This window comes from Streptomyces sp. NPDC004788 (assembly GCF_053601115.1).
Genome location: NZ_JBSGBF010000115.1, coordinates 1 through 22,442, shown reverse-complemented (window position 1 = coordinate 22,442; position 22,442 = coordinate 1). Strand labels below are relative to the sequence as shown.

Genomic DNA, 22,442 nt, shown 5'->3' with positions numbered 1-22,442 from the left:
CGCCTACATCGCCGAGGTCGCCCCCGCCGCGTACCGCGGCCGGCTCGGCTCCTTCCAGCAGGAGCTGGTGGGCTCGGTGACCACTTCCGACGAACAGCACCATCAGCAGCCACACCACCGGCGCCGTCGGCAGCAGCGAGTCGAGCCGGTCCATGATGCCCCCGTGGCCGGGAAGGAGCGTGCCCATGTCCTTGATGCCGAGGTCGCGCTTGATCATCGACTCGCCCAGGTCGCCCAGGGTCGCGCTGGCGGCGACCGCGAGGCCGAGCAGCAGGCCCTGCCACCAGGCGCCGTCGTCGATCAGGAACTCCATGCACAGCGCGCCCGCCGCCATCGCGAACGCGACCGCCCCGACCAGGCCCTCGCGGGTCTTGCCGGGGCTGATGCGCGGCGCCAGCTTGTGCTTGCCGAAGCGCCAGCCGACCGCGTACGCGCCGGTGTCGCTGACCACCGTCAGGAGCAGGAAGGTCAGCACCCGCTGCGGCCCGTCGTCGGCGGTGAGCAGCATCGCCACGAACGTCGCCAGGAACGGCACGTAGAACGCCGCGAAGACGCCCGCCGTGACGTCCTTCAGATAGCCCTCGGGCGGCTCCGTCATCCGCCACACGAGGACGGCGAGCGCCGTGAGCGCCATCGCCACCCACGCGCCCTCCGCGCCCCGTACGTACCCGGCGACGACCATCGCCGCGCCGCCGACCGCGAGCGGGACCAGCGGGGCCTTGATGGCCTTGCGCTCCTGGAGGCGGGAGGTCAGCTCCCACAGCCCGACCACGACGGCGACCGCGATCACACCGACGAACGCCGGCTTCCAGATGAACAGCGAGGCGATGATCACCGCGCCGAGGCCGAGGCCGACCCCTATGGCCGCGCCCAGGTCACGGCCTGCGCTCTTCTTCTGCCGCGGCTGCTGCCGGGGCGAGGGCGCGGGCTGGGAGGGGCTGGACATGGGCTCCTGCGGGTGCTCGTGCGGTGTCTGGTCGTGGAACGCGGGTCCGGAGGACGCGGGGTCCCCGTACCCGTGGTCGCGGAACGGGGGACCGCTCGGCTGAGCGGCCCCCCGACCGTGATCGTCCTGGTTGTCGCCGGCGGGAACGTCGTCGGACACGATGGGCATGGGCCGAGTCTGCGCCGCCGGGGGCCCTTCGTAGGCGGGACCCGCCGGGGCAGGCCCCTGGTCGGGCCCGCCGAAGCCGGCTGTGGCCGGGGCCCTCCAGGATGAGTCGTTCATCAGACCTCGAGGAGCTCGGCTTCCTTGTGCTTCAGCAGCTCGTCGACCTGCGCGACGAACTTCGCGGTGAGGTCGTCGAGCTCCTTCTCCGCGCGACGGCCCTCGTCCTCGCCGACCTCGCCGTCCTTGACGAACTTGTCGATGGTCTCCTTGGCCTTGCGGCGCACGGAGCGGATCGAGATCTTGGAGTCCTCGGCCTTAGTCTTCGCGACCTTGATGTAGTCGCGGCGGCGCTCCTCCGTCAGCTCCGGGAACGTCACCCGGATGATGCTGCCGTCGTTGCTCGGGTTGACACCCAGGTCCGAGTCGCGGATGGCCTGCTCGATGTTGCGCAGGGCACTCTTGTCGAACGGGGTCACCACGGCCATGCGCGGCTCCGGCACCGAGAACGACGCCAGCTGGTTGATGGGGGTGAGAGCGCCGTAGTAGTCGGCCACGATCTTGTTGAACATCGCCGGGTGCGCACGGCCGGTGCGGATCGCCGCGAAGTCCTCCTTGGCGACCACGACGGCCTTCTCCATCTTCTCCTCGGCCTCGAGGAGGGTCTCTTCGATCACCACTAGCTCCTGCGTGTCGTCGCGTTGTGTCCTGCACGGTGTACGACCGGCAGGGCTCTGTCCATCCCCCGCGCGGTGTCCCTCACCCGCGTGGGTCGGTTCCCGGTTCGGGTCAGGCCCGGGTGCCCTGGTCGCTCACGAGCGTGCCGATCTTCTCACCCTTCACCGCGCGCGCGATATTGCCCTCGGTGAGCAGTTCGAAGACGCGGATCGGCAGCTTGTTGTCACGGCAGAGGGTGATGGCGGTGGCGTCGGCGACCTTGAGGTCGCGGGAGAGCACCTCGCCGTACTCCAGCGCGTCGAACTTCACCGCGTCCGGGTTGGTCTTCGGGTCCGAGTCGTAGACCCCGTCGACACCGTTCTTGCCCATGAGCAGGGCCTCGGCGTCGATCTCCAGGGCACGCTGCGCGGCGGTCGTGTCGGTGGAGAAGTACGGCATTCCCATGCCGGCGCCGAAGATCACGACGCGGCCCTTCTCCAGGTGGCGCACGGCGCGCAGCGGGATGTACGGCTCGGCGACCTGGCCCATGGTGATGGCGGTCTGGACGCGGGAGACGATGCCCTCCTTCTCCAGGAAGTCCTGGAGGGCGAGGCAGTTCATCACGGTGCCGAGCATGCCCATGTAGTCGGAGCGGGCCCGGTCCATGCCGCGCTGCTGGAGCTCGGCGCCGCGGAAGAAGTTGCCGCCACCGATCACGACCGCGATCTCCGCGCCGTCGCGGACGACGGCGGCGATCTCGCGCGCGATGGCGTGCACGACATCCGGGTCGACCCCGAGGCCGTGGCCCCCCGAGAAAGCCTCGCCGGACAGCTTCAGCATGAAGCGGCCGACCTTTTTGCCGTTGTTGTCGTCGCCCTGTTCGGCGCGCTGATTCATGGAGATCTCCTCGTGCACATACCAAGAAGGCCATTGCCCGGGTTCCTTGCGGTTTCCCCTACGGCAATGGCCTCCTCGTCAGATCTGCGGCCGTCCGGCGCGAACGCGTGCGGCTGCTTCAGACCCTACCCGGGTCCGGTGTCCGTTGCGTACGGACTCAGATGCCGACCTTGATGCGGGTGAAGCGCTTCAGGGTGACACCGGCCTCGTCCAGGACCTTCTGAACGGTCTTCTTGTTGTCCAGGGCGTACGGCTGGCCGAGCAGCGTGGCGTCCTTGAAGAAGCCGTTGACGCGACCCTCGACGATCTTGGCGATCGCGGCCTCGGGCTTGCCCTCGGCGCGGGTGGTCTCCTCGGCGATGCGACGCTCGGACTCGACGACCTCGGCCGGGACGTCGTCCTTGTCGAGGTACTTCGGGGCGAACGCGGCGATGTGCTGCGCGATACCCTTCGCGACCTCGGCGTTCTCCTTGTCGAGCTCGACCAGGACACCGATCTGCGGCGGCAGGTCGGGCATCGTGCGGTGCATGTACGCGGAGACGTAGCCGTCGGCGTACTGCGCGAAGCGGTCGAGGACGATCTTCTCGCCGAGGTTGGCGTTGGCCTCGTCGACGTACGCCTGGACGGTCTTGCCGGCCTCGATCTCGGAGGCGAGCAGGGCGTCGATGTCGGCCGGCGAGGTGGCGGCGACGTGCGCGGCCAGCGCGTTGGCGACGGCGAGGAACTTCTCACCCTTGGCGACGAAGTCCGTCTCGCACTTCAGCTCGACCAGGACACCGGAGGTGTTGTCGTCGGCGATGATGGAGACCACGGCGCCGTTCTCGGCGGAGCGGCCCTCGCGCTTGGCGACGCCCTTCTGGCCCTTGATGCGCAGGGCCTCGACGGCCTTGTCGACGTCGCCTTCGGCCTCGTCCAGGGCCTTCTTGCAGTCCATCATGCCGGCGCCGGTGAGCTCGCGGAGCTTCTTGACGTCAGCGGCGGTGTAGTTCGCCATGAGTCTGTTTCTCTCTCGAAGTCTGAAAGATCGGGCGGGTCCACGGGTGGACGGCGGGGGCTTTTTGGGCCCCCGCCGTCGTCACCCGAAGGTCCTCAGGGACCGGAAGGGTCAGGCCTGCTCGGCGTCGGCGGCCGGCGCCTCGGTGGCCTCGGCGGCCGGAGCCTCGGTCGCCTCGGCGGCGGCCGGAGCCTCGTCAGCCTTCTTCTCGCCCTCGAGCAGGTCGCGCTCCCACTCGGCGAGCGGCTCGCCGGCGGCCTTCTCGCCCGGCTTCGAGTCGCCGGTCGCGGCGCCGGAACGGGCGATGAGGCCCTCGGCGACGGCGTCGGCGATCACGCGGGTGAGCAGGGTGACGGAGCGGATCGCGTCGTCGTTGCCCGGGATCTTGTAGTCGACCTCGTCGGGGTCACAGTTGGTGTCGAGGATCGCGACGACCGGGATGTTGAGCTTGCGAGCCTCGCCGACGGCGATGTGCTCCTTCTTGGTGTCGACGATCCAGACGGCGCTCGGCACCTTCTGCATCTCGCGGATACCACCAAGGGTCTTCTCCAGCTTGGCCTTCTCGCGGGAGAGGACCAGGAGCTCCTTCTTGGTGAGGCCCGACGCGGCCACGTCCTCGAAGTCGATCTGCTCGAGCTCCTTGAGGCGCTGCAGACGCTTGTAGACGGTGGAGAAGTTGGTGAGCATGCCGCCCAGCCAGCGCTGGTTCACGTAGGGCATGCCGACGCGGGTCGCCTGCTCGGCGATGGCCTCCTGCGCCTGCTTCTTCGTGCCGACGAACATGATGGAGCCGCCGTGCGCGACGGTCTCCTTGACGAACTCGTAGGCGCGGTCGATGTACGACAGCGACTGGAGCAGGTCGATGATGTAGATGCCGTTGCGCTCGGTGAAGATGAAGCGCTTCATCTTCGGGTTCCAGCGACGGGTCTGGTGACCGAAGTGGACGCCGCTCTCCAGCAGCTCCCGCATCGTGACGACGGCCATGGCCATCTCCTTGGTTTTCTCGGTTGTTTTCCTGACGCCCCGACGCGCCGTGCCACAAGGGACCGAAAGGCGCTGCCACCCGTCACGAGGACCGGTGGCGGGGCGTGCGAAGTCGACCCGGTGACCCGGGTCGCCATGGAAAGTGTACGGGACCCCGGGAGCGCCGGGTGACGGCGTTGTCCACAACCGGCAGCTTGTCCACAGATTCCGCTGATGCCGGTCATGCGTGATCCGACCCGGGCAAGCTGCCGTCATGAACCTCTACGCGACCAGCCTCTTACTCGCCGTGGCCACCGCCGTCTGGCCCGTCGGCCCACCCCGCCCCGAGATCCTCCGCGGCTGGGAACCCCCACCGGGCCCCTACGCCGCCGGTCACCGCGGCCTCGACCTCGCCGCCCCACCGGGCACCCCGGTCCGCGCCCCGGCCCCCGCCACGGTCACCTTCGCGGGCCCGGTCGCCGGCCACGGCGTCCTCACCCTCACCCTGTCGGGCACGGGCCTCCCCCCGCTCCGCACGACATACGGCCCGGCGGAACCGCTCGTCCGCCCAGGCGCGGTGGTACACCCCGGCGACATCGTCGCCCGAGTCGCCACCCCCACCGACCACTGCCCGGTGAGCTGCCTCCACTGGGGCCTACTGCGCGGCGACACGTACCTGAACCCCCTGGGACTCCTGGGCGGAGGCCCGTCAAGACTGCTACCGGTATGGGGCCGCGCGCCTGAGTAGGACTGCGGGGGTGGGGTGGGAGGGGAGGGGTGGGGGCGGGGGGGGAGGGAGGGGCCCTAAGAAGCGGATTCAGACGCCGCGGATGCCGCCGAGGGCCATGGAGACCGCCGCGTCCGCGATCGTGGTGGGGTCTTCGGCGGCGCCGAGTTCGAGGCGGCGGACCGCGGCGTCGACGATGCCCTGGAGGAGCATGGCTTCCAGGCGGGGCTGGGGGCGGGCGAGGGCGGTGAGGGCGTCGACGATCATGGTGACGAGGGTGCCGTGGGCGGCGCGGATCTTCTCGCGCGCGCCGTCGTCGAGTTCGCTGGCGGAGATGGCGACGACGGCGCGGTGGCGGCGGTCGCCGACGAGTTCCAGCTGGGTGCGGACGTACGCCTCGACCTTGCCCGCGGCGGTGTCGGCGGCGGCCATGGCGGCTTCGACCTCGGCGGCCCAGACGGGGAAGTCGACGGCGCAGAGTTCCTCGACGACGGCGGCGCGGGAGCGGAAGTACTCGTAGACCGAGGAGCGGGCGAGGCCCGTGCGCTCGGCGAGGGCGGGGAAGGTCAGCGCTTCCGTGCCGCCTTCGGACAGCAGGGAACGCGCGGCGTCCAGCAGGGCGCCGCGCTGCATGGTCCGGTGCTCGGCCACCGAGGCCGCTCGAATCCTTGGCACGGCTCCACTGTACGGCGGCGGGGCCCGTGCGGTCAGTGGGGTCAGCGGCCCACGTCGGCGAGCTTGGCGCGCAGCTGGAGGACGGATTTGGTGTGGATCTGGCTGACGCGGCTCTCGGTGACGCCGAGGACGTGGCCGATCTCGGCGAGCGTAAGGCCCTCGTAGTAGTAGAGCGTGACAACGGTCTTCTCGCGTTCGGGCAGGGTGTTGATGGCCCGGGCGAGGAGCCGGCGCAGTTCGCGGTCCTCGGCGACCTCGACGGGGTTGTCGGCGGCGGTGTCCTCCAGGGTGTCCATGAGGGAGAGCCGATCGCCGCCCTCGCCGCCGACGTGCAGCAGTTCTTCGAGGGCGACGACGTTGGCGAGCGACAACTGGCTGAAGACGGAGTGGAGTTCTTCGAGGGTGATGCCCATCTCCGCGGCGACCTCGGCCTCGGAGGGGGTGCGGCGGAGTTGCGCTTCGAGGGTGGCGTAGGCGCGCTCGACATTGCGGGCCTTCTGGCGGACGGAGCGCGGGATCCAGTCGAGGGCGCGGAGTTCGTCGATCATCGCGCCGCGGATGCGGGTGATGGCGTAGGTCTCGAACTTGATGGACCGCTCGACGTCGAACTTCTCGATGGCGTCGATGAGTCCGAAGACTCCGGAGGAGACGAAGTCGGCCTGCTCGACGTTGGAGGGCAGGCCGACGCTGACGCGTCCGGCGACGTATTTGACCAGCGGTGAGTAGTGCAGGATCAGCTGTTCCCGCAGTCGCTCGTCGCCGGTGTCCTTGTACGAGCGCCACAGCTCGTCGAGCGTGGTCGGTGCGGGTGGTCGCACGGTGCCCCGGGCTGCTGGGGGCACCACAGCGCGGTCAGACCCGGAGGTGTGCTGGGGCATACGTCGCCTTGAGCCGTTCTGCCGTCGGGTGCGTAGGGGTCGGTCCGGTTGTCGGGCGGGGGATCCTCGTGAGCGTAGCGTGAGTGGGCTGTCGCGGTGCGCGAACGTCTGTGGATCGCGCCGGTCCGGGTGGCTGCCCTCGCCCGCATCTTCGAACGGGGGTCGTGGCGCGGGTCGACCCCTCGGGTGTGGCCGAGAGCACTCGGTTCCTCATCTGCTTCACCTTTTCACCCGAATGCTCCGGGTCAAGTACCGCCATGCCGGGCGTTCGAGGGTTTGGTGTGTCTGTTCGTCAACTGCCAGTCGTCCTGTCGGCGTTCGACGAACCCGAGGGAGTGGAGTTCGTACAGCTTGGCGAGGGTGTGGTCGGTGTGGGTGCCGGCGCGGGCGGCGATGTCGGTGAGGGGTGCGGGGCCGTGGCCGGGGAGGGCTTCGAGGACGCGGGCGGTGTCGGGGGCGAGGAGGTCGCGGGGCAGTACGGGGCCGCGGCGTGCCGGGGCGAGCTGGCCGATGTCGCCGACGAGCTCGATGATCTCGGCGGCGTCGGTGACGAGGGTGGCCTCGCCGCGCAGGAGTTCGTGGACGCCGGCGGAGAGTCCGCTCGTGACGGGGCCGGGGACGCCCATGGTGTGGCGGCCGAGGCGGGTGGCGGCGCGGGCGGTGACGAGGGAGCCGCTGCGGTGTTCGGCTTCGACGACGACGGTGCCGCGGGTGAGTGCGGCGATGACGCGGTTGCGGAGGACGAAGCGGCTGCGGGTGGGGTGGCCGCCGGGTGGGAGTTCGCCGAGGACGAGGCCCTGTTCGGCGATGCGCGTGATGAGGCGGGCGTGGCCTCGGGGGTAGGGGACGTCGACTCCGCAGGCGAGGACGGCGATGGTGGCGCCGCCGTTGCCGAGGGCGCCGCGGTGGGCGGCGCCGTCGATGCCGTAGGCGGCTCCGGAGACGACGACCCAGCCTTGTTCGGCGAGGGCGGCGGCCAGGGCGGCGGCGGTGTGGGCGCCGTAGGGGGTGCAGGCGCGGGCGCCGACGACGGCGACGGAGCGCAGCGCCCAGGCGCGGAGGTCGGCAGGGCCGCGGGCCCAGAGGCCGATCGGACGGGCGTCGCCGAGGTCGTCGAGTTGCCGGGGCCATTCGGCGTCGCCGGGGACGATGAAGCGGCCGCCGATTCGGGCGAGGTGATCGAGGTCGCGTCGGGGTTCGGCGGTGGCGGCGCGCCGTCGCCAGCTCGCGAGGCGCTGCTCGCCGATGCCGAGGAACGCCTCGGCGTCCCGGCGCCCGGGGCTGGGGCCGGAGCGGAGACCGGGTCCCGGTTCGGGGCCAGGGCCGGCGGTGACGGCGGCGGGGTCCCACAGGGTGGGTTGTGCCGCCCCGGCGCCGTCGTGGAGCAGGCGGAGGAATCCGATGGCGCCGTGTTGTCGGAGGGCGTGGCCGGCGTGTTCGTCGCCGGGTTCGACGATGTGGCAGAGGGCGGCGCGGGCGAGGCGTTCGTCGTCGTGCCCGGAGTCGTACCGGCTCATGTCCACTCCCCCGCGGCGACCGGGACGCCTCGGGCGATGCCGGTGCGCAGTTCGAGGGCGAGGGCGAGGTCGTCGGCCTGGGGGCGGTCGTGTCCGGCGAGGTCGGCGATGGTCCAGCCGACGCGGAGGACGCGGTCGAGGCCGCGGGCGGTGAGCAGGCCGCGTTCGATGTCGCGTTCGGCGGCGGCGAGGGCGCCGGGTGCGGCATGGAATCGGGTGCGCAGCTCGTGGCCCGGGATCTCGCTGTTGACGGTCCAGGGGGTGTCGGCGAGGCGGGCGGCGGCGCGGGCTCTGGCTTCGCGGACCCGGTCGGCGACGGTGGCGCTGGGTTCTCCGCGGCCGCCTTGGCCGAGGAGGTCGGAGCGGGTGACGGGTTCGACCTCGATGCGGAGGTCGACGCGGTCGAGGAGGGGGCCGGAGAGTCGGGCCTGGTAGCGGCGGATGACGGCGGCGGGGCATTCGCAGCCGGTGCCGAGGAGGGTGTGACGGCCGCAGGGGCAGGGGTTGGCGGCGAGGGTGAGGAGGAAGCGGGCGGGGAGCCGGACGACGCCGGCGGCGCGGGCGATGACGACGTGGCCGGATTCGAGGGGCTGGCGCAGTGCGTCCAGGGATTTGGTGGAGAACTCGGGTGCTTCGTCCAGGAACAGAACGCCTCGGTGGGCGAGGGAGACGGCGCCGGGCCGGGGCAGTCCGTTGCCGCCGCCGACGAGGGACTGCATGGTCGCGGAGTGGTGGGGTGCGCAGTAGGGCGGTTGGTGGACGAGGGGTTCGCCCGGCGGGAGGATGCCGGCGACGGAGTGGACGGCGGTGACTTCGAGGGATTCCTGGCGGGTGAGGGGCGGGAGGATGCCGGGGAGCCGTTCGGCGAGCATGGTCTTCCCGGCGCCTGGTGGGCCGGTGAGCAGGAGGTGGTGGCTGCCTGCGGCGGCGATTTCGAGGGCCCGGCGGGCGGTGTGCTGTCCGGCGACGTCGGCGAGGTCGGGGCGGCCGTCGGTGGGTTCTCCGGCGGGTGCGGCGGCGAGGCCGGTGCCCACTCCGGCGCCGGGGACGAGGAGTCCGGCGAGCATGGGGTCGGGGCGGCCGTCCTCGTGGGGTTCTTCCTCGGGGACGGGTTCGTCGGCGAGGACGGCGATGAGCTGGCGCAGGGTGCGGACGCCGAGGACGGAGATGCCGGGGACGAGGGCGGCTTCGCCGGCGGTCTGTTCGGGGACGACGACCTGCTTGTATCCGGCGTCGGCGGCGGCGAGGACGGCGGGCAGGACGCCGCGGACGGGACGGACGCGGCCGTCGAGGCCGAGTTCGCCGATGAGGACGAGGTCGGCGATGGTGCGGGGGTCGATGCGTTCGGCGGCGCCGAGGACGGCCGCGGCTACGGCGAGGTCGAAACCGGATCCGCCTTTGGGGACGGAGGCGGGGCTGAGTCCGACGGTGAGTTTCTTCTGGGGCCATTCGGCGCCGGAGTTGACGATGGCGGCGCGGACCCGGTCGCGGCTTTCGACGAGGCTCTTGTCGGGGAGGCCGACGAGGGTGAAGGCGGCGACGCCGGCTTCGAGGTCGGCCTGGACCTCGACGACGACGCCTTCGACGCCGACGAGGGCGACGGAGCAGGTGCGGGCGAATCCCATTACGCCACCCCCTGGGCGTGGGTGACGACGGGGGCGCCGCGGCGGGGCAGGACGATGCCGACGAGGTCGATGCGGACGCTTCCGACGCCGGGCGGTAGGCCGGGTGGTCCGGCCGAGGGGCCGCCGGGTGGCCCGGCCGACGGTCCGCCCGAGGGACTGCCCGAAGGGCCGCCGGGTGGGCCGGCCGACGGTCCGCCCGAGGGGCCGCCCGAGGGGCCGCCCGAAGGGCCGCCGGGTGGGCCGGCCGACGGTCCGCCCGAGGGGCCGCCGGGTGGCCGGCCCGGAAAGCCGCCGGCTGGTCCGCCGTGGCGGTCGAGCCAGCAGGCGGCGAGGCGGCGCAGCCGCTCGGCCTTGCGTGGGGTGACGGCCGCCATGGGGTGCTCGAAGGCGCCCTCGCGGCGGGTCTTGACCTCGCAGATGACGAGGGTGTCGCCGTCGCGGGCGACGATGTCGATCTCTCCGGTGCGGCCGCAGCGCCAGTTCCTGGCGAGGACGTGCAGGCCGGTCGCGGTGAGGGTGCGGACGGCGAGCTCTTCCCCGTACCGCCCGAGTGCTCGTGTGGCGTTCATTCGGTACCACCTCCGGCACCGACTGTGACGCACCGTGACCCCGCGTGTGCGGGGCTGTGGACAGGCGGGCGGTTGTGGAAAACCGGGCCACCCTCACGGGTGGTTTCACACAGATGCTTTCACACAGGTGGTTTCACACAGGTGCAGGTGCAGGTGCACACAGGTGGTATCAGCTGCCGGGAAGCTCCAAGTCGCTCTTGTTGAGCTCCTCGATGTTCACGTCCTTGAAGGTGAGGACGCGGACCTGCTTCACGAAGCGGGCCGGCCGGTACATGTCCCAGACCCAGGCGTCGGCCATGGAGACCTCGAAGAACACCTCGCCCTGGACGGAGTGCACCTGCATCTCGTAGTCGTTGGTGAGGTAGAAGCGCCGCTCGGTCTCGATGACGTATTTGAACAGCCCGACGACATCGCGGTACTCCCGGTAGAGCTTCAGCTCCATCTCGGTCTCGTACTTCTCGAGGTCCTCGGCGCTCATGGCATGTTCCCCTATCAGCCGTGCGTCCCCCTATTGTGCGCCAGTCACCCTGGCCCCTAAACGATTTCGGGGGCGAGAACGAGCGGCGTGCTCGGGGGTCCTTCGTCGAGCAGCCGGTGCAGCAGCTCGGCGAGTCTGTTGGGGTACACCGTCTCACGGGCCGCCGACAGTTCGGCGGAGGTCCACCATCTGAGGCCGGCGACGCTGCGGGCCTCCAGTTCGGTGAGGGCCGCGGGGGCGGCGGCGGTCTGGGTGGTGCGGGCCAGGTAGTACCACTCGTCCTGGTCCCAGCGGCGCCCGTCGAAAGGGAAGGAGCAGTAGCGCTGCCAGACTACGGGCCCTAGTTCGACGTCGGTGATCCCCGTCTCCTCGACGAGTTCGCGCAGCGCGGCCTGTTCCCGGGTCTCGTCGCCCTCCAGGCCGCCGCCGGGCGTGAACCACCAGGTCTGGGCCGGGTCGTCGGGCTCGTAGCCGTGGATGAGCAGGATGCGGTCGGCGGGGTCGAGCAGGATCACCCGCGCCACCTTCCGGGCCAGGGCCTCCGTAGCCTCCGAGACCTCCGAGACCTCCGAAGCCGCCAAGGGCCCCGAGGTCCCTGAGACCTCCGAAGCCGCCAAGGGCCCCGAGGTCTCTGAGACCTCCGAAGCCCCCGAAGCCGCCGAGGTCTCCGAAGCCTCCGCGCCCTGCGTCACGCGCTCACCCGCTCCCTCGCCGTCGGTGCCGCCGCCGCGGCCTTCGGGCGCAGCAGCCGGGCCAGCGGCCCGTACGCGGCGCCGGCCAGGATCAGTACACACCCTGCGGCGATCGCGTAGAAGAGGGGCATGACGGGGCCGGGCCGGGAGATGCCGCCGGGCAGGGCGGCGAAGCCGGTCGGCCGGGCGAGCAGGCCCTTGGCGGGCCAGACGACGGCGTCGACGCGGCCGATGACGGAGGAGCGCGGCACGGAGCCGTGGGCGGCTTCCTGGAGGTGGGCGCGGGAGTCCAGGGAGGTGTGCCGGTCGTCGCCGAGGAGGAAGAGGCTCCCGGCGGGCACGGTGGCGGAGAACCGCTCGCCGGGGACGGGCTTTCCGGCCGGCAGATACGGTTCCTCGACCGTCTTGCCGTTGATGGTGAGGCGGCCGTCAGTGCCACCGGCGACGGTGTCGCCGCCGACGGCCACGACCCGCTTGACCATGGTCACGTTGCCCCAGGCCGGGTCCTGGAAGACGACGACGTCGCCGCGCTTGACGTCGGCGCCGTCGACGCGCTGGGCGAGGACCTTGGAGCCGACGTCGAGCGTCGGGGTCATCGAGTCGGTCGGGACGGAGAACGGCTGGTAGAGCACCGCGCCGACGACGAAGCCGCCGAGGAAGAGCACACAGCCGACGGCCACGGCCAGCCCCGACAGGACACTGCCGAGGCGGCCGCGGCCGTCCTTCGTGCGGGTGCTCGACGCGCTCGATGCGCTCGCGCTCGATGTGACGCTCATGGGCATGGCACCTCGGAAGTTCCGCCGGACCGTCCGTGCGACGGTCCGGGACGGCACCCTACCCGCGGGTCGCTACTCGGCGGTATGGCGTGCGGCGCGCTTCTTGCGCCGCCACAGCACGAGCGGGAGCGCACCGGCGACGCCCATGGCGCCGGGGGCCACGGCCAGTGCCTGGTTGAGGCCGGGCTGGTCGAAGGTGTCCGGCACGGGCAGGGTGGACCAGCGGGTCACCGGCCAGGCGATGACGACGGCTCGGCCGACGACCTCGTCGTTGGAGACGGTGCCGCCGCCCGCGAGCTCCATGTGGAAGCGCGAGTCGAGCGAGTTCTGCCGGTTGTCGCCCATGACCCAGATGCGGCCCTTGGGGACCTTGACGGGACCGAAGGCCGGGTCGCAGGGCACCGAGCCCGGGCGGAGGTAGGTCTCGTCGAGCTCCTTGCCGTTGACGACGACCTTGCCGCCCTCCTTGCAGGAGACGGTGTCGCCGCCGACCGCGATGACCCGCTTGATCAGGTCCTTCTCCTCGGCGGACGGCATCAGGCCGATGAAGCTGAGGACTTTCTGCAGCACGTTCGGCTGCGGGGTCGGCTCGCCCTCCAGCCAGCCGCCCGGGTCGTGGAAGACGACGACCTCTCCACGCTCGGGCTCGGAGCCGAACCACGGGGTGAGCTTGTCGACGAGGACCCGGTCGCCGCGCTGCAGGGTGTTCATCATCGAGTCCGAGGGGATCGAGAACGCCTGCACCAGGAAGGTCTTGATCAGCAGCGCGAGGACGAGCGCGATGCCGATGAGGAGCGGCAGCTCCTTCCAGAAGGAGCGCTGCTGCCGCGGGCGGCGGCCGTCGCGGCCGCTCTCCTCGCCGGTCTCGCTGTCGTCGTCCCCAGCGTGCGCGTCGCGGGGCGCGTCGTCCCCGGCGTGCGCATCGCGGGGCGCATCGTCCCCGGCGCGCGCGTCGCGGGGCGCGCCGGGCTCCGGCCGGTCCGTGGAGTCATCGGTCATGGCCGCCGCCGGCGGGTGGGGCCGCTGGGGCCTCTCCTCGGGCTCGCCGTGTCCGGAACGTGCGCCGACGGCCACATCCCCCACATCCACTCCTCAGTCCGTGCGCTCGCCCGTCCCGGAACAGGGACAGGCCCACCACTCCCATAACGAGCAGAAGTTCCGCCGGCGTCGGGAGCGGGGGCATTCCGTTCAGATTCCGCTGGGACACACTATGCGACGGACCTGTGACCGCCGACTGCGCCACGGCCTGCGGCACGGACGCGAACACCGACCGTTCCTCCAGGCGCCGCCAGTGGCCGAACGGCCAGGCGATGACGACGGCGCGGCCCACGATCTGCTCCTCGGAGACGGTGCCGTGGTCCGGCTCGTCGAGGTGGTAGCGCGAGTCGGCCGAGTCCGACCGGTGGTCGCCCATGACGAAGATCCGCCCCTGGGGGACCTTCACCTCGAACGGGATCTTCGAGGGCGGGTTCCCCGGGTGCAGGTACGGCTCGTCCAGCGGTACGCCGTTGACGGTGATCCGGCCGTCCTCGCCGCAGCACTTCACCGTGTCGCCGCCGACCGCGATGACCCGCTTGATCAGGTCCCGTTCGTCGGCCGAGGGCATCAGGCCGATGAAGGTCAGGGCCTGCTTGAGCTGCCTGACGCCCACCGGGTCGTCCGCGGGCGGCGCGGTCTCCTGCTGGAGCCAGTTGCCGGGGTCCTGGAACACGACCACGTCGCCGCGCTGCGGCTTCGCGCCGAACCACGGCGTCAGCTTGTCGACCAGGACCCGGTCGTCGATCCGGATCGTCTGCTCCATGGAGCCGGACGGGATGACGAACGCCTGGACCAGGAAGGTCTTCAGGACCAGGGCGATGAGGACGGCGACGCCGACGAGGACCGGGATCTCGCGGACGGCGGAGCGCTGCCGGCGCCGCTTGACCTTGCGGGCGAGTTTGCGCCGCTCGGCCCGCCCCGGCAGTGGTGCGCGGGGCTCGTCGTCCGGCCCCGCACCCGTACCTGTACCTGTGCCCGTACCCGAACCGCCCCGGCCGGCCGGGGCCTTGCCGCGCCTACCCATGGCCGTGCCCGCTCGCCGGACCCGCGGGCCCTGCGCCGTGCCCGCCGCCCGGACCCGCTGGCCCGACGCCGTGGCCGCTCGCCGTCCACTCCGGTACGGCGTCGAAGGCGTCCGTGTCGGCCACCGTGGTCCAGCGGCCGAACGGCCAGCCGATCCAGTCGGCGCGGCCGATGACCTTGTCGACGGGGACCATCCCGCCGCCCGGCTGGCCCAGGTGGTCGCGGGAGTCGGAGGACTGGCTGCGGTGGTCGCCCATCACCCACAGGGTGCCGTCGGGGACGACGATGTCGAAGGGCACGCGGGACGGCTGGTCGCCCAGCATCACGTACGTCTCCTTCACCGGCACGCCGTTGACGCTGATCCGGCCGTTCTTGTCGCAGCAGACGACCCGGTCGCCGCCGGTGCCGACGACCCGCTTCACGAAGTCGGTCTCGTCGGGCTCGGCGAGGCCGAGGGCCGCGGCGGCGGCGTGCAGGGCGCCGGTGATCGGGTTGCCCGGCGGCCGTTCCCCGACGAAGGAGCCGGTGCCGTCGAAGACGATCACGTCGCCGCGGCGCGGCTCGCTGCCGAAACGGTACGCCAGCTTGTTGACCAGGATGCGGTCGCCGACCTGGAGGGTGGGCTCCATCGAGCTGCTCGGCACCAGGAAGGGCTGCAGCACGAAGTGGCTGAACAGCAGCAGGAAGACCATGCAGGCGACACCGAGCAGCCCGGTGCGCCGCCAGGTGAGCGTGCGCTCCGGCGCCGCGTCCTCGTCGGCGTCGGCGTCGGCGTCGCCGGCCCCGACGCCCTCGGCACCGGGTTCACCGGGTGTCGTGCCCGCGCTCTCCCCGTCCCCGTTCCCCCCGGAAACGCGCGCGGAGCGCGACCGCTCCTCCTCGCCGGAGGAGCGATCGCGCTCCGTGTGCTGTGCTTCGGTGTCCATCGGGGGCAGAGCTTATCCCGCCACCCTGTGGGGCCGAGCTCAGTTGTCGCGCTTCTCCTTGATCTTGGCAGCCTTGCCGCGCAGCTCACGCAGGTAGTAGAGCTTGGCGCGACGGACGTCACCGCGGGAGACGAGCTCGATCTTCTCGAAGATCGGGCTGTGCACCGGGAAGGTGCGCTCGACGCCGACCGAGAACGAGACCTTGCGGACCGTGAAGGTCTCGGAGACGCCCGAGCCCTGACGGCGGATGACGACACCCTTGAACTGCTGGATACGGGAGCGGTTGCCCTCGATGACGCGAACGTGGACGTTCACGGTGTCGCCGGGGCGGAAGGCCGGGACGTCGGAGCGCAGCGAACCGGCGTTGACCTGGTCGAGCAGGGAGGCCATGGAGGTCTCTTTCCTCGCTGATGCCACAGGTCATCAGCGGTACGTACGAATAGATGGAGATCGTCGTGCGTCTGAGGCAGGCGTCCATCCCCCTGTGGCAGGGGCGCGCGCCGGACGTACGACAGCGGCCTATTCTTCCACGGCCTCGGGCCCGCGCCAAAATCGGCCGCCGGGCTCGGGGGCCCAGCCGAGCATGGAGAGGATCTCCCGGTCCTTCTTGTCGAAGGCCGCCGGGTCGGTGCGCTCGATCAGGTCGGGCCGGTTGGCGGCGGTACGCCGCAGGGCCTCGTCCCGGCGCCAGCGCGCGATCTTGCCGTGGTGCCCGCTGAGCAGCACGTCCGGGATGTCGCGGCCGCGCCACACCGGGGGCTTGGTGTAGACGGGGCCCTCCAGGAGGTTGGCCATGGCGCCCGGGGCGAAGGAGTCGTCCTGATGGGACTCGGCGTTGCCGAGGACGCCGGGCAGCAGCCGGGCGACGGCCTCGGTGATGACGAGGACGGCGGCCTCGCCGCCGGCGAGCACGTAGTCGCCGATGGACACCTCGTACACGGGCATCCGGGTGGCGTACTCGTCCATCACGCGCCGGTCGATGCCCTCGTAGCGGGCCGGCGTGAAGATCAGCCAGGGCCGCTCGGAGAGTTCGACGGCGAGTTCCTGGGTGAAGGGGCGGCCGCTGGGCGTGGGCACGACGAGGACCGGGCCGTGGGCGCCGGCCTCGAAGCCGTCGGCGAGGGTCTGGTCGAGGGCGTCGCCCCAGGGGTCGGTCTTCATGACCATGCCGGGGCCGCCGCCGTACGGGGTGTCGTCGACGGTGTTGTGCCGGTCGTAGGTCCAGTCGCGCAGGTGGTGCACGTGGACGTCGAGCTGTCCGCGGGCGCGGGCCTTGCCGACGAGCGAGACGTTCAGCGGTTCGAGGTACTCGGGGAAGATCGTGACGACGTCGAGGCGCATCAGACGGCGTCCTTGCCTGCGTCCCCGGAAGCCCCGTCCCCGGAAGCCTCGCCCTCGGAAACCCCGTCGCCGGAAGCCTCGCCCTCGGAAACCCCGGCCTCGGAAACCCCGTCCCCGGAAACCACGGCCTCCTCCGCCTCGGCGTCCCGCGCGGAGGCGACGACGGCCTGGCTGTCGTCGATCAGCCCCGGCGGCGGGGCGATGACCGCGCGCTGGTTCTCCAGGTCGATCTCGGTGACGATCTCCGAGACGAAGGGGATCATGACCTCGCTGCCGTCGGGCCGCTCGACGATGAACAGGTCCTGGGACGGCAGGTGGGAGATCTCGGAGATCACGCCGATCTCGGTGCCGTCGGCGAGGACCACGTCGAGGTCGACCAGCTGGTGGTCGTAGTACTCGTCCTCCTCCTCGGGCAGCTCGTCGGGGTCGACGTCGGCGATGAGGAGGGTGTTGCGCAGGGCCTCGGCGCCGTTGCGGTCGCGGACGCCCTCGAAGCGCAGCAGCAGCCGGCCGCTGTGCACCCGGCCGGACTCGATGGTGAGGGGCCCGGCGGAGGCCGGGTCCGTGTGCAGGACGGCGCCGGGTCCGAGCCGCAGCTCGGGCTCGTCGGTCCGCACCTCGACGGTGACCTCGCCCTTGATCCCGTGGGCCCGGCCGATCCGCGCGACTACCAACTGCACTGGTGAACTCTCCCCTTTTTGCGGCTAAACCGCCGCCGCTCTCGCGGAGGTGGTACCTCTCCGTCGTGGTTACTCGATTAATGGTTGCTCTTGCCGGCGGGCAAAACGACTCGGGCCGGGGCGGGCGCGTGCGCCCTCCCCGGCCCGTGCCGGTGTCAAACTTTCAGCGGACCTGGTCCACGTCGACGAGGTCGACGCGGATGCCGCGGCCGCCGATGGCACCCACGACGGTACGCAGCGCACGCGCGGTGCGGCCGTTGCGGCCGATCACCTTGCCGAGGTCGTCGGGGTGGACCCGGACCTCGAGAACGCGGCCGCGACGCAGGTTGCGCGAGGCGACCTGCACGTCGTCGGGGTTTTCGACGATGCCCTTCACGAGGTGCTCGAGAGCCTCCTCGAGCATGATCAGGCCTCGGTCGACTCGGTGGACTCGGCCTCAGCCTCGTCCGCCTTGGCCTTCTTGGCCTTCGGGGTGATGGCCTCACCCTTGGCGTCGTCGCCCTCGAGCGCCTTGGCGAACTCGTCGAAGGTGGCGCGCTTGGCTTCCTTGGTCGCCGGGGCGAGCAGCGGCTTCTCCGGGGCCGGGAGGCCCTTGTGCTTCTGCCAGTCACCGGTGAGCTTCAGGATGGCGAGAACCGGCTCGGTCGGCTGGGCGCCGACGGACAGCCAGTACTGCGCACGCTCGGAGTCGACCTCGATACGCGACGGGTTGTACGTCGGGTGGTAGATGCCGATCTCTTCGATCGCGCGACCGTCACGGCGGGTGCGGGCGTCGGCGACGACGATGCGGTAGTGCGGCTGGCGGATCTTGCCGAGACGCTTGAGCTTGATCTTGACTGCCACTGGAGTGGTGTCTCCTGAACTTGACGTGGTTGGGCACTTGAGATGCCACGTGGGGTTGCGGTACTCGGGTGCCCGATGGACGCGTCAGCCGGAGGAGAGAGGGGTCCTGTGCGACTGTCGAGTACAGCTAGCCATTGTGCCACACGCCTGGGCCTCAGCTTGCGGCGCCCACCGTCTCCGGGATCCGGAAGGGCTTGCCGCAGCCGCCGCAGACGATCGGCGCCTGGGCGAGCACGGACGGGACCACGCGCACGTTCCGCCCGCAGTCGCAGACGGCCTTGACCCGCACGCCGCCTCCGGAGGAGCCGTGCCGGGCGGCCGGTCCGCGGAAGGAGCGCTTGGTGTCGGCGGCGGTCGCGACCGTGTGCGCCTTGAGGGCGCGCTGCAGCCGCTCGATGGTGGGCCGGTAGCGGCGCCTGGCCTCCGCGTTCAGGGTGACCAGGGAGAAGCCGCTGCTGGCGTGCGGTTCCTCGGGATGGTCCAGGCCCAGCTCCTCGGCGATCGCCAGGAATCTGCGGTTGTGGTAGCGGCCGGCGCGGGAGGTGTCGCGGACGCCTCGGGCGGCGGCGATGCCATGGACTGCCTCGTGGAGCAGTCGCTCGAAGGAGAGCTCGGCGCCACAGGCGGACGAGGACTCTCCGATCAGGGACTCGGGCGCGGCAAGGTCCGGCAGCTCGGGGTGGTGCCGCTGAATGTCGGCCCACGCCTGCGCCAGTTCTGCGGCGAGGACAGGTGGTGTCGTGCTCACGTCGGGTACAACGACGCGGATCCCCTCCGGGTTCCATTCCGGGGCAACTCAAATATTTTGCACGTACCCGTCAGTCGGGGCGGAGGTGTGGGGAGCCGGTACGTCTCGTACGTACGGCGCATACGCCCCGGCGCGCGGCATGGTCACGCACGCGGATGGCGGTCCGGAGGGACGGGCGTGGGAGGGACAGTACCGGGTCGTGCGCCCGTTCCGGACCGTGGCCCCCGTCTCCGGGCGGCCCGCGCGCGGAGGTTGGCCGGGGGCCGTACGAAGGTTGGCCGGGGTCCGTCGGCCGCGAGCACTGGACGGGGGCCGCGATGCGCAGTTCCCTGGCTACGGGGGGCTGTCCAGGGGGTTGTCGTCAGGCACGGATTGGGGCGCTTTCCATGACACCTACGCTCGTCCCGCACCACCCCGCGCGCGACTGGGCCGAGATCCAGGAACGCATGCTCGTCCCGCTGTACGAGGCGGTGTACGACCGGCTCGGCGTGGGCGCCGGGTCGCGGGTGCTCGGCCTGGGCTGCGGCTCCGGCCTCGCCCTGCTCATGGCGGCGGCGCGGGGGGCGCGGGTGGCCGGCGTCGACCGGGACCGCGCGCGCCTGGCGCTGGCCGCGGAGCGGCTGCCCGGGACGCCGTTGGGCACGGACCCGGCGGACACGGCGGGGGTACGGGAGGCCGGCCCGTACGACGTGATCACCGCGTTCCACGGGGCGGCGGGGCTGGCGGAGGTCACCCGTCTGGCCGAACCCGGCGCGGCTGTCGTGGTGGCCGGCTGGGGACCGCCCGAGCGCTGCGCGACGGCGTCGGTGCGGCGGGTCGCGGCGCGGCTCGCGGGCTGGCACGCGGCGGAGCGCGACGGGCTGCGGGACCACCTGGCGGAGGCGGTCGGCGGGGCGGGGCTGCGGCTGTCCGGCTCGGGCCGGGTGGCGTGCCCGTTCGGCTACGCGGACCGGGACAGCGCGGTGCGCGGGCTGCTGTCGACGGGCGAGTTCGACGCGGCGGTCCGGGTGACGGACCCGGACCAGGTGGAGAAGGAGCTCCTGGAGGCCCTGGAGCCGTACGCGCGCCGGGACGGCACGGTGTGGATGCCGAACGTGTTCCGGTACGTGGTGGCGCGGGTGCCGTAGGCCCCGTGCACCGGGTGCGCGTGAACCGGGCCAGCGTGAACCGCGTTCGCCTGAACCGGGGTCCCGTGAACGGGCTCCCGTGAACCGGATCCGGAAGCGGCGGTAGTACGTCAGCTCTGCGCGGGTTTCGGCGTCAGCTCTCCTTGTCGAGCCGCGGGATGCCCGCCACCCGGTACGCCTCGGCCTCCTCCAGGGTCTCGTTCTCCAGGAGGGCGTCGGCGAGGGCGTCGAGCTTGTCGCGGTGCTCGCGCAGCTGCCGCAGCGCGCTCTCGTAGCACTCGTCGACGATCCGGCGCATCTCCGCGTCGACGCGGTCGAGGGTGGCGGGTGCGGCGGAGAGTCCGTACGCCTGCTGGGCGTCGCCGGGGATGGCGGTGAGGCGGCCGACGCGTTCGCTCATGCCCCAGCGGCCGGCCATGCCGCGGGCGATGTTGGTGACCTGTTCCAGGTCGTTCTCGGCGCCGGTGGTGATGACGCCGAAGACGACCTGCTCGGCCGCCATGCCGCCGAGGGCGCCGATGATCCGGCCGCGCAGATACTCCTCCGTATAGGCGTATTTATCTGACTCGGGTGTGGACAACGTGACGCCGAGGGCGCGGCCGCGCGGCACGATGGTGATCTTGCGGACGGGGTCGGCGCCGGGCTGGAGCATGCCGAGCAGGGCGTGGCCGCTCTCGTGGTAGGCGGTGCGGCGGCGTTCCTCGGCGGGCATGACGAGGGGGCGTTCGGCGCCGAGCTGGACCTTCTCCAGGGCGTCGGAGAGGTCGGACCGGGTGACGGCCGGCTGCTGGCGCTTGACGGCGAGGAGGGCGGCCTCGTTGGCGAGGTTGGCTAGTTCGGCGCCGGTCATGCCGGGGGTGGTCTTGGCGACGTGCTGGAGGTCGACGTCGTGGGCGAGCGGGATCTCCCGGGTGTGGATCCTGAGGATGGCCTCGCGGCCGCCGCGGTCGGGCGGGTTGACGTGGACGATCCGGTCGAAGCGGCCGGGCCGGGTGAGGGCGGGGTCGAGGACGTCGGCGCGGTTGGTGGCGGCGAGCACGATGACGCCTTCGGAGCCGGTGAAGCCGTCCATCTCGGTGAGGATCTGGTTGAGGGTTTGTTCGCGTTCGTCGTGGCCGCCCATGCCGGCCCCGCCGCCGCGGGCCCGGCCGATGGTGTCGATCTCGTCGATGAAGACGATCGCGGGGGCGACCTTGCGGGCCTCGGCGAACAGTTCGCGGACCCGGGAGGCGCCGACGCCGACGATCATCTCGATGAACTCGGAGGCGGAGGCGGAGAAGAAGGGCACGCCCGCCTCCCCCGCCACCGCGCGGGCGAGCAGCGTCTTGCCGGTGCCGGGCGGGCCGGCGAGCAGCACGCCGCGGGGCATCTTGGCGCCCATGGCGCGGTAGGCGCCGGGGTTCTTCAGGAAGTCGACGACGTCGTTGAGCTCGCCCTCGACCTCGTCGATGCCGGCGACGTCGGCGAAGGTGGTGCGCTTGCCGCCCTCGGCCAGTTCGACGGGCTTGGGCGGGGCCTTGCGGCCGAGCATGCCGCCGGCGCCGCCCATGCCGGCGCTCATCCGGCGGGCGATGAACACCCACAGGAGGACGAGCAGCAGCATCGGGGCGAGGGAGATCAGCAGGTTGGCGAGGAAGCTGCGTTCCTGGACGACGGGTTCGGCGGTGACGACGACGTTGTTCTTGGTGAGCTGCGTCCACAGCTGGTCGTCGGCGAAGGCGGGCCGCTGGGTCTTGAACTTGGTGTAGTCGCCGTCGCCGTTCGGGACGGGTTGTTTGTTCTTGAGCTGGCCCTGGATGGCGTCGCCCTTGGAGTAGATCTTGGTGACGTTGCCGGCCGCGACCTGCTTGTCGAACTCGGTGTACGAGATGGTCGCCTCGTCGCCCTTGTTGAAGAACGACAGGAAGAGGTTGGCGATCAGGTAGACGACGAGCGCCGTGAGGATGAGCCCGCCCCAGCCGCCGGGCATCTTCTTCTTGGGCGGCGGGGGCGGCGGGGCCCCTTCCGAGCGCCAGGGCTGGTCGGTCCGCTCGCGCGGGGGCACGGAGTTGGCCACGGGCTCTCCTCGGGCTGGCAGTGGCCCCAGTATCGAAGAGCGGGACGATCACGGCATTACGGGCGTGCCGACCTGATGAAAAGGGGCCCGCGGCGGTTTCGTAC

23 protein-coding genes and 2 pseudogenes are annotated in these 22,442 nt (G+C 71.5%); 2 read left to right on the top strand and 23 right to left on the bottom strand.

Annotated elements, in window-relative coordinates; all coding sequences use genetic code 11:
• Positions 1-79 precede the first annotated feature (79 nt).
• The 5 genes and pseudogenes from ACWEJX_RS33100 to rpsB form a co-directional block, all read right to left on the bottom strand.
• Positions 80-1,228, bottom strand: a pseudogene (locus tag ACWEJX_RS33100) (phosphatidate cytidylyltransferase); the annotation flags it as partial.
• Positions 1,228-1,785: a ribosome recycling factor gene (frr, locus tag ACWEJX_RS33095; RefSeq protein WP_403791663.1), complete on the bottom strand. Its 558-nt coding sequence runs from the start codon at positions 1,783-1,785 to the stop codon at positions 1,228-1,230. The pseudogene ACWEJX_RS33100 and the gene frr, both read right to left, overlap by 1 nt.
• Positions 1,786-1,897: 112 nt before the next feature.
• Entirely contained in the window at positions 1,898-2,662 is a 765-nt protein-coding gene (gene pyrH / locus ACWEJX_RS33090; protein ID WP_451611110.1) for a UMP kinase, read from the bottom strand.
• Positions 2,663-2,819: 157 nt separating this feature from the next.
• Positions 2,820-3,656 carry a translation elongation factor Ts gene (tsf, locus tag ACWEJX_RS33085; RefSeq protein WP_451611109.1) on the bottom strand — a complete coding sequence of 279 codons (837 nt, stop codon included), beginning with the start codon at positions 3,654-3,656 and terminating at the stop codon, positions 2,820-2,822.
• Between the two features lie 111 nt (positions 3,657-3,767).
• Entirely contained in the window at positions 3,768-4,640 is an 873-nt protein-coding gene (gene rpsB / locus ACWEJX_RS33080; protein ID WP_451611108.1) for a 30S ribosomal protein S2, read from the bottom strand.
• Positions 4,641-4,893: 253 nt separating this feature from the next.
• On the opposite strand from rpsB, the gene ACWEJX_RS33075 reads away from it, so the two are divergent.
• Positions 4,894-5,367 (top strand): peptidoglycan DD-metalloendopeptidase family protein, encoded by a 474-nt coding sequence (locus ACWEJX_RS33075; RefSeq protein WP_451611107.1) that lies wholly within the window; start codon positions 4,894-4,896, stop codon positions 5,365-5,367.
• A gap of 69 nt (positions 5,368-5,436) precedes the next feature.
• Here ACWEJX_RS33075 and ACWEJX_RS33070 read toward each other — a convergent pair whose 3' ends face one another.
• From ACWEJX_RS33070 to ACWEJX_RS32990, 17 genes and pseudogenes are all read right to left on the bottom strand, one after another.
• Positions 5,437-5,997, bottom strand: coding sequence for a TetR/AcrR family transcriptional regulator (locus ACWEJX_RS33070; protein WP_451611111.1), 561 nt, complete (start codon positions 5,995-5,997; stop codon positions 5,437-5,439).
• Between the two features lie 65 nt (positions 5,998-6,062).
• The gene (gene whiG, locus ACWEJX_RS33065) at positions 6,063-6,899 is read right to left on the bottom strand and encodes an RNA polymerase sigma factor WhiG (RefSeq protein ID WP_451611106.1); all 837 of its coding nucleotides are present in this window, start codon (positions 6,897-6,899) and stop codon (positions 6,063-6,065) included.
• Positions 6,900-7,144: 245 nt separating this feature from the next.
• The gene (gene dprA / locus ACWEJX_RS33060) at positions 7,145-8,416 is read right to left on the bottom strand and encodes a DNA-processing protein DprA (RefSeq protein ID WP_451611105.1); all 1,272 of its coding nucleotides are present in this window, start codon (positions 8,414-8,416) and stop codon (positions 7,145-7,147) included.
• On the bottom strand, positions 8,413-10,041 hold the full coding sequence (locus ACWEJX_RS33055; RefSeq protein WP_451611104.1) for a YifB family Mg chelatase-like AAA ATPase: 1,629 nt from the start codon (positions 10,039-10,041) through the stop codon (positions 8,413-8,415). The genes dprA and ACWEJX_RS33055 overlap by 4 nt, the downstream gene beginning before the upstream one ends.
• A 263-nt stretch (positions 10,042-10,304) precedes the next feature.
• A pseudogene (locus ACWEJX_RS33050) lies at positions 10,305-10,610 on the bottom strand (YraN family protein); the annotation flags it as partial.
• Positions 10,611-10,779: 169 nt separating this feature from the next.
• The gene (locus tag ACWEJX_RS33045; RefSeq protein WP_005311352.1) at positions 10,780-11,088 is read right to left on the bottom strand and encodes a DUF2469 domain-containing protein; all 309 of its coding nucleotides are present in this window, start codon (positions 11,086-11,088) and stop codon (positions 10,780-10,782) included.
• Positions 11,089-11,144: 56 nt separating this feature from the next.
• On the bottom strand, positions 11,145-11,669 hold the full coding sequence (locus ACWEJX_RS33040) for an NUDIX hydrolase (protein WP_451611103.1): 525 nt from the start codon (positions 11,667-11,669) through the stop codon (positions 11,145-11,147).
• A 107-nt stretch (positions 11,670-11,776) separates the two neighbouring features.
• The gene (gene lepB / locus ACWEJX_RS33035) at positions 11,777-12,556 is read right to left on the bottom strand and encodes a signal peptidase I (protein ID WP_451611102.1); all 780 of its coding nucleotides are present in this window, start codon (positions 12,554-12,556) and stop codon (positions 11,777-11,779) included.
• A gap of 72 nt (positions 12,557-12,628) precedes the next feature.
• Positions 12,629-13,630 (bottom strand): signal peptidase I, encoded by a 1,002-nt coding sequence (gene lepB / locus ACWEJX_RS33030; RefSeq protein ID WP_451611101.1) that lies wholly within the window; start codon positions 13,628-13,630, stop codon positions 12,629-12,631.
• The gene (lepB, locus tag ACWEJX_RS33025; protein WP_451611100.1) at positions 13,545-14,618 is read right to left on the bottom strand and encodes a signal peptidase I; all 1,074 of its coding nucleotides are present in this window, start codon (positions 14,616-14,618) and stop codon (positions 13,545-13,547) included. The genes lepB (ACWEJX_RS33030) and lepB (ACWEJX_RS33025) overlap by 86 nt, the downstream gene beginning before the upstream one ends.
• Entirely contained in the window at positions 14,611-15,543 is a 933-nt protein-coding gene (lepB, locus tag ACWEJX_RS33020; protein ID WP_451611099.1) for a signal peptidase I, read from the bottom strand. Before lepB (ACWEJX_RS33020) ends, lepB (ACWEJX_RS33025) begins: the two co-directional genes overlap by 8 nt.
• 39 nt (positions 15,544-15,582) lie before the next feature.
• Positions 15,583-15,933 (bottom strand): 50S ribosomal protein L19, encoded by a 351-nt coding sequence (gene rplS / locus ACWEJX_RS33015; protein ID WP_362533729.1) that lies wholly within the window; start codon positions 15,931-15,933, stop codon positions 15,583-15,585.
• Positions 15,934-16,062: 129 nt separating this feature from the next.
• Positions 16,063-16,884, bottom strand: a complete 822-nt coding sequence (trmD, locus tag ACWEJX_RS33010; RefSeq protein ID WP_451611098.1) for a tRNA (guanosine(37)-N1)-methyltransferase TrmD — start codon at positions 16,882-16,884, stop codon at positions 16,063-16,065.
• Positions 16,884-17,564, bottom strand: a complete 681-nt coding sequence (rimM, locus tag ACWEJX_RS33005; RefSeq protein ID WP_451611097.1) for a ribosome maturation factor RimM — start codon at positions 17,562-17,564, stop codon at positions 16,884-16,886. The genes trmD and rimM overlap by 1 nt, the downstream gene beginning before the upstream one ends.
• Before the next feature lie 163 nt (positions 17,565-17,727).
• Positions 17,728-17,967 (bottom strand): RNA-binding protein, encoded by a 240-nt coding sequence (locus tag ACWEJX_RS33000; RefSeq protein ID WP_056566048.1) that lies wholly within the window; start codon positions 17,965-17,967, stop codon positions 17,728-17,730.
• A 2-nt stretch (positions 17,968-17,969) separates the two neighbouring features.
• Positions 17,970-18,407: a 30S ribosomal protein S16 gene (rpsP, locus tag ACWEJX_RS32995; RefSeq protein WP_403791692.1), complete on the bottom strand. Its 438-nt coding sequence runs from the start codon at positions 18,405-18,407 to the stop codon at positions 17,970-17,972.
• Between the two features lie 154 nt (positions 18,408-18,561).
• Positions 18,562-19,155: a hypothetical protein gene (locus tag ACWEJX_RS32990; RefSeq protein WP_345485364.1), complete on the bottom strand. Its 594-nt coding sequence runs from the start codon at positions 19,153-19,155 to the stop codon at positions 18,562-18,564.
• A gap of 386 nt (positions 19,156-19,541) precedes the next feature.
• Between ACWEJX_RS32990 and ACWEJX_RS32985 the strand changes: the two genes are divergently transcribed.
• Positions 19,542-20,282 (top strand): class I SAM-dependent methyltransferase, encoded by a 741-nt coding sequence (locus ACWEJX_RS32985; RefSeq protein WP_451611096.1) that lies wholly within the window; start codon positions 19,542-19,544, stop codon positions 20,280-20,282.
• 133 nt (positions 20,283-20,415) lie between these two features.
• Here the strand turns inward: ACWEJX_RS32985 and ftsH are convergent, their stop codons facing one another.
• Positions 20,416-22,338, bottom strand: a complete 1,923-nt coding sequence (gene ftsH, locus ACWEJX_RS32980; protein WP_451611095.1) for an ATP-dependent zinc metalloprotease FtsH — start codon at positions 22,336-22,338, stop codon at positions 20,416-20,418.
• Positions 22,339-22,442: the final 104 nt, after the last annotated feature.

What these genes read in the sequence shown, in the direction of transcription:
- pyrH (WP_451611110.1), bottom strand. Translation starts at nt 2,662, where the DNA reads ATGAATCAGCGCGCCGAACAGGGCGACGACAACAACGGCAAAAAGGTC.
- tsf (WP_451611109.1), bottom strand. Translation starts at nt 3,656, where the DNA reads ATGGCGAACTACACCGCCGCTGACGTCAAGAAGCTCCGCGAGCTCACC.
- rpsB (WP_451611108.1), bottom strand. Translation starts at nt 4,640, where the DNA reads ATGGCCGTCGTCACGATGCGGGAGCTGCTGGAGAGCGGCGTCCACTTC.
- ACWEJX_RS33075 (WP_451611107.1), top strand. Translation starts at nt 4,894, where the DNA reads ATGAACCTCTACGCGACCAGCCTCTTACTCGCCGTGGCCACCGCCGTC.
- whiG (WP_451611106.1), bottom strand. Translation starts at nt 6,899, where the DNA reads ATGCCCCAGCACACCTCCGGGTCTGACCGCGCTGTGGTGCCCCCAGCA.
- dprA (WP_451611105.1), bottom strand. Translation starts at nt 8,416, where the DNA reads ATGAGCCGGTACGACTCCGGGCACGACGACGAACGCCTCGCCCGCGCC.
- ACWEJX_RS33055 (WP_451611104.1), bottom strand. Translation starts at nt 10,041, where the DNA reads ATGGGATTCGCCCGCACCTGCTCCGTCGCCCTCGTCGGCGTCGAAGGC.
- ACWEJX_RS33045 (WP_005311352.1), bottom strand. Translation starts at nt 11,088, where the DNA reads ATGAGCGCCGAGGACCTCGAGAAGTACGAGACCGAGATGGAGCTGAAG.
- lepB (WP_451611102.1), bottom strand. Translation starts at nt 12,556, where the DNA reads ATGAGCGTCACATCGAGCGCGAGCGCATCGAGCGCGTCGAGCACCCGC.
- lepB (WP_451611100.1), bottom strand. Translation starts at nt 14,618, where the DNA reads ATGGGTAGGCGCGGCAAGGCCCCGGCCGGCCGGGGCGGTTCGGGTACG.
- lepB (WP_451611099.1), bottom strand. Translation starts at nt 15,543, where the DNA reads ATGGACACCGAAGCACAGCACACGGAGCGCGATCGCTCCTCCGGCGAG.
- rplS (WP_362533729.1), bottom strand. Translation starts at nt 15,933, where the DNA reads ATGGCCTCCCTGCTCGACCAGGTCAACGCCGGTTCGCTGCGCTCCGAC.
- trmD (WP_451611098.1), bottom strand. Translation starts at nt 16,884, where the DNA reads ATGCGCCTCGACGTCGTCACGATCTTCCCCGAGTACCTCGAACCGCTG.
- ACWEJX_RS33000 (WP_056566048.1), bottom strand. Translation starts at nt 17,967, where the DNA reads ATGCTCGAGGAGGCTCTCGAGCACCTCGTGAAGGGCATCGTCGAAAAC.
- ACWEJX_RS32985 (WP_451611096.1), top strand. Translation starts at nt 19,542, where the DNA reads ATGACACCTACGCTCGTCCCGCACCACCCCGCGCGCGACTGGGCCGAG.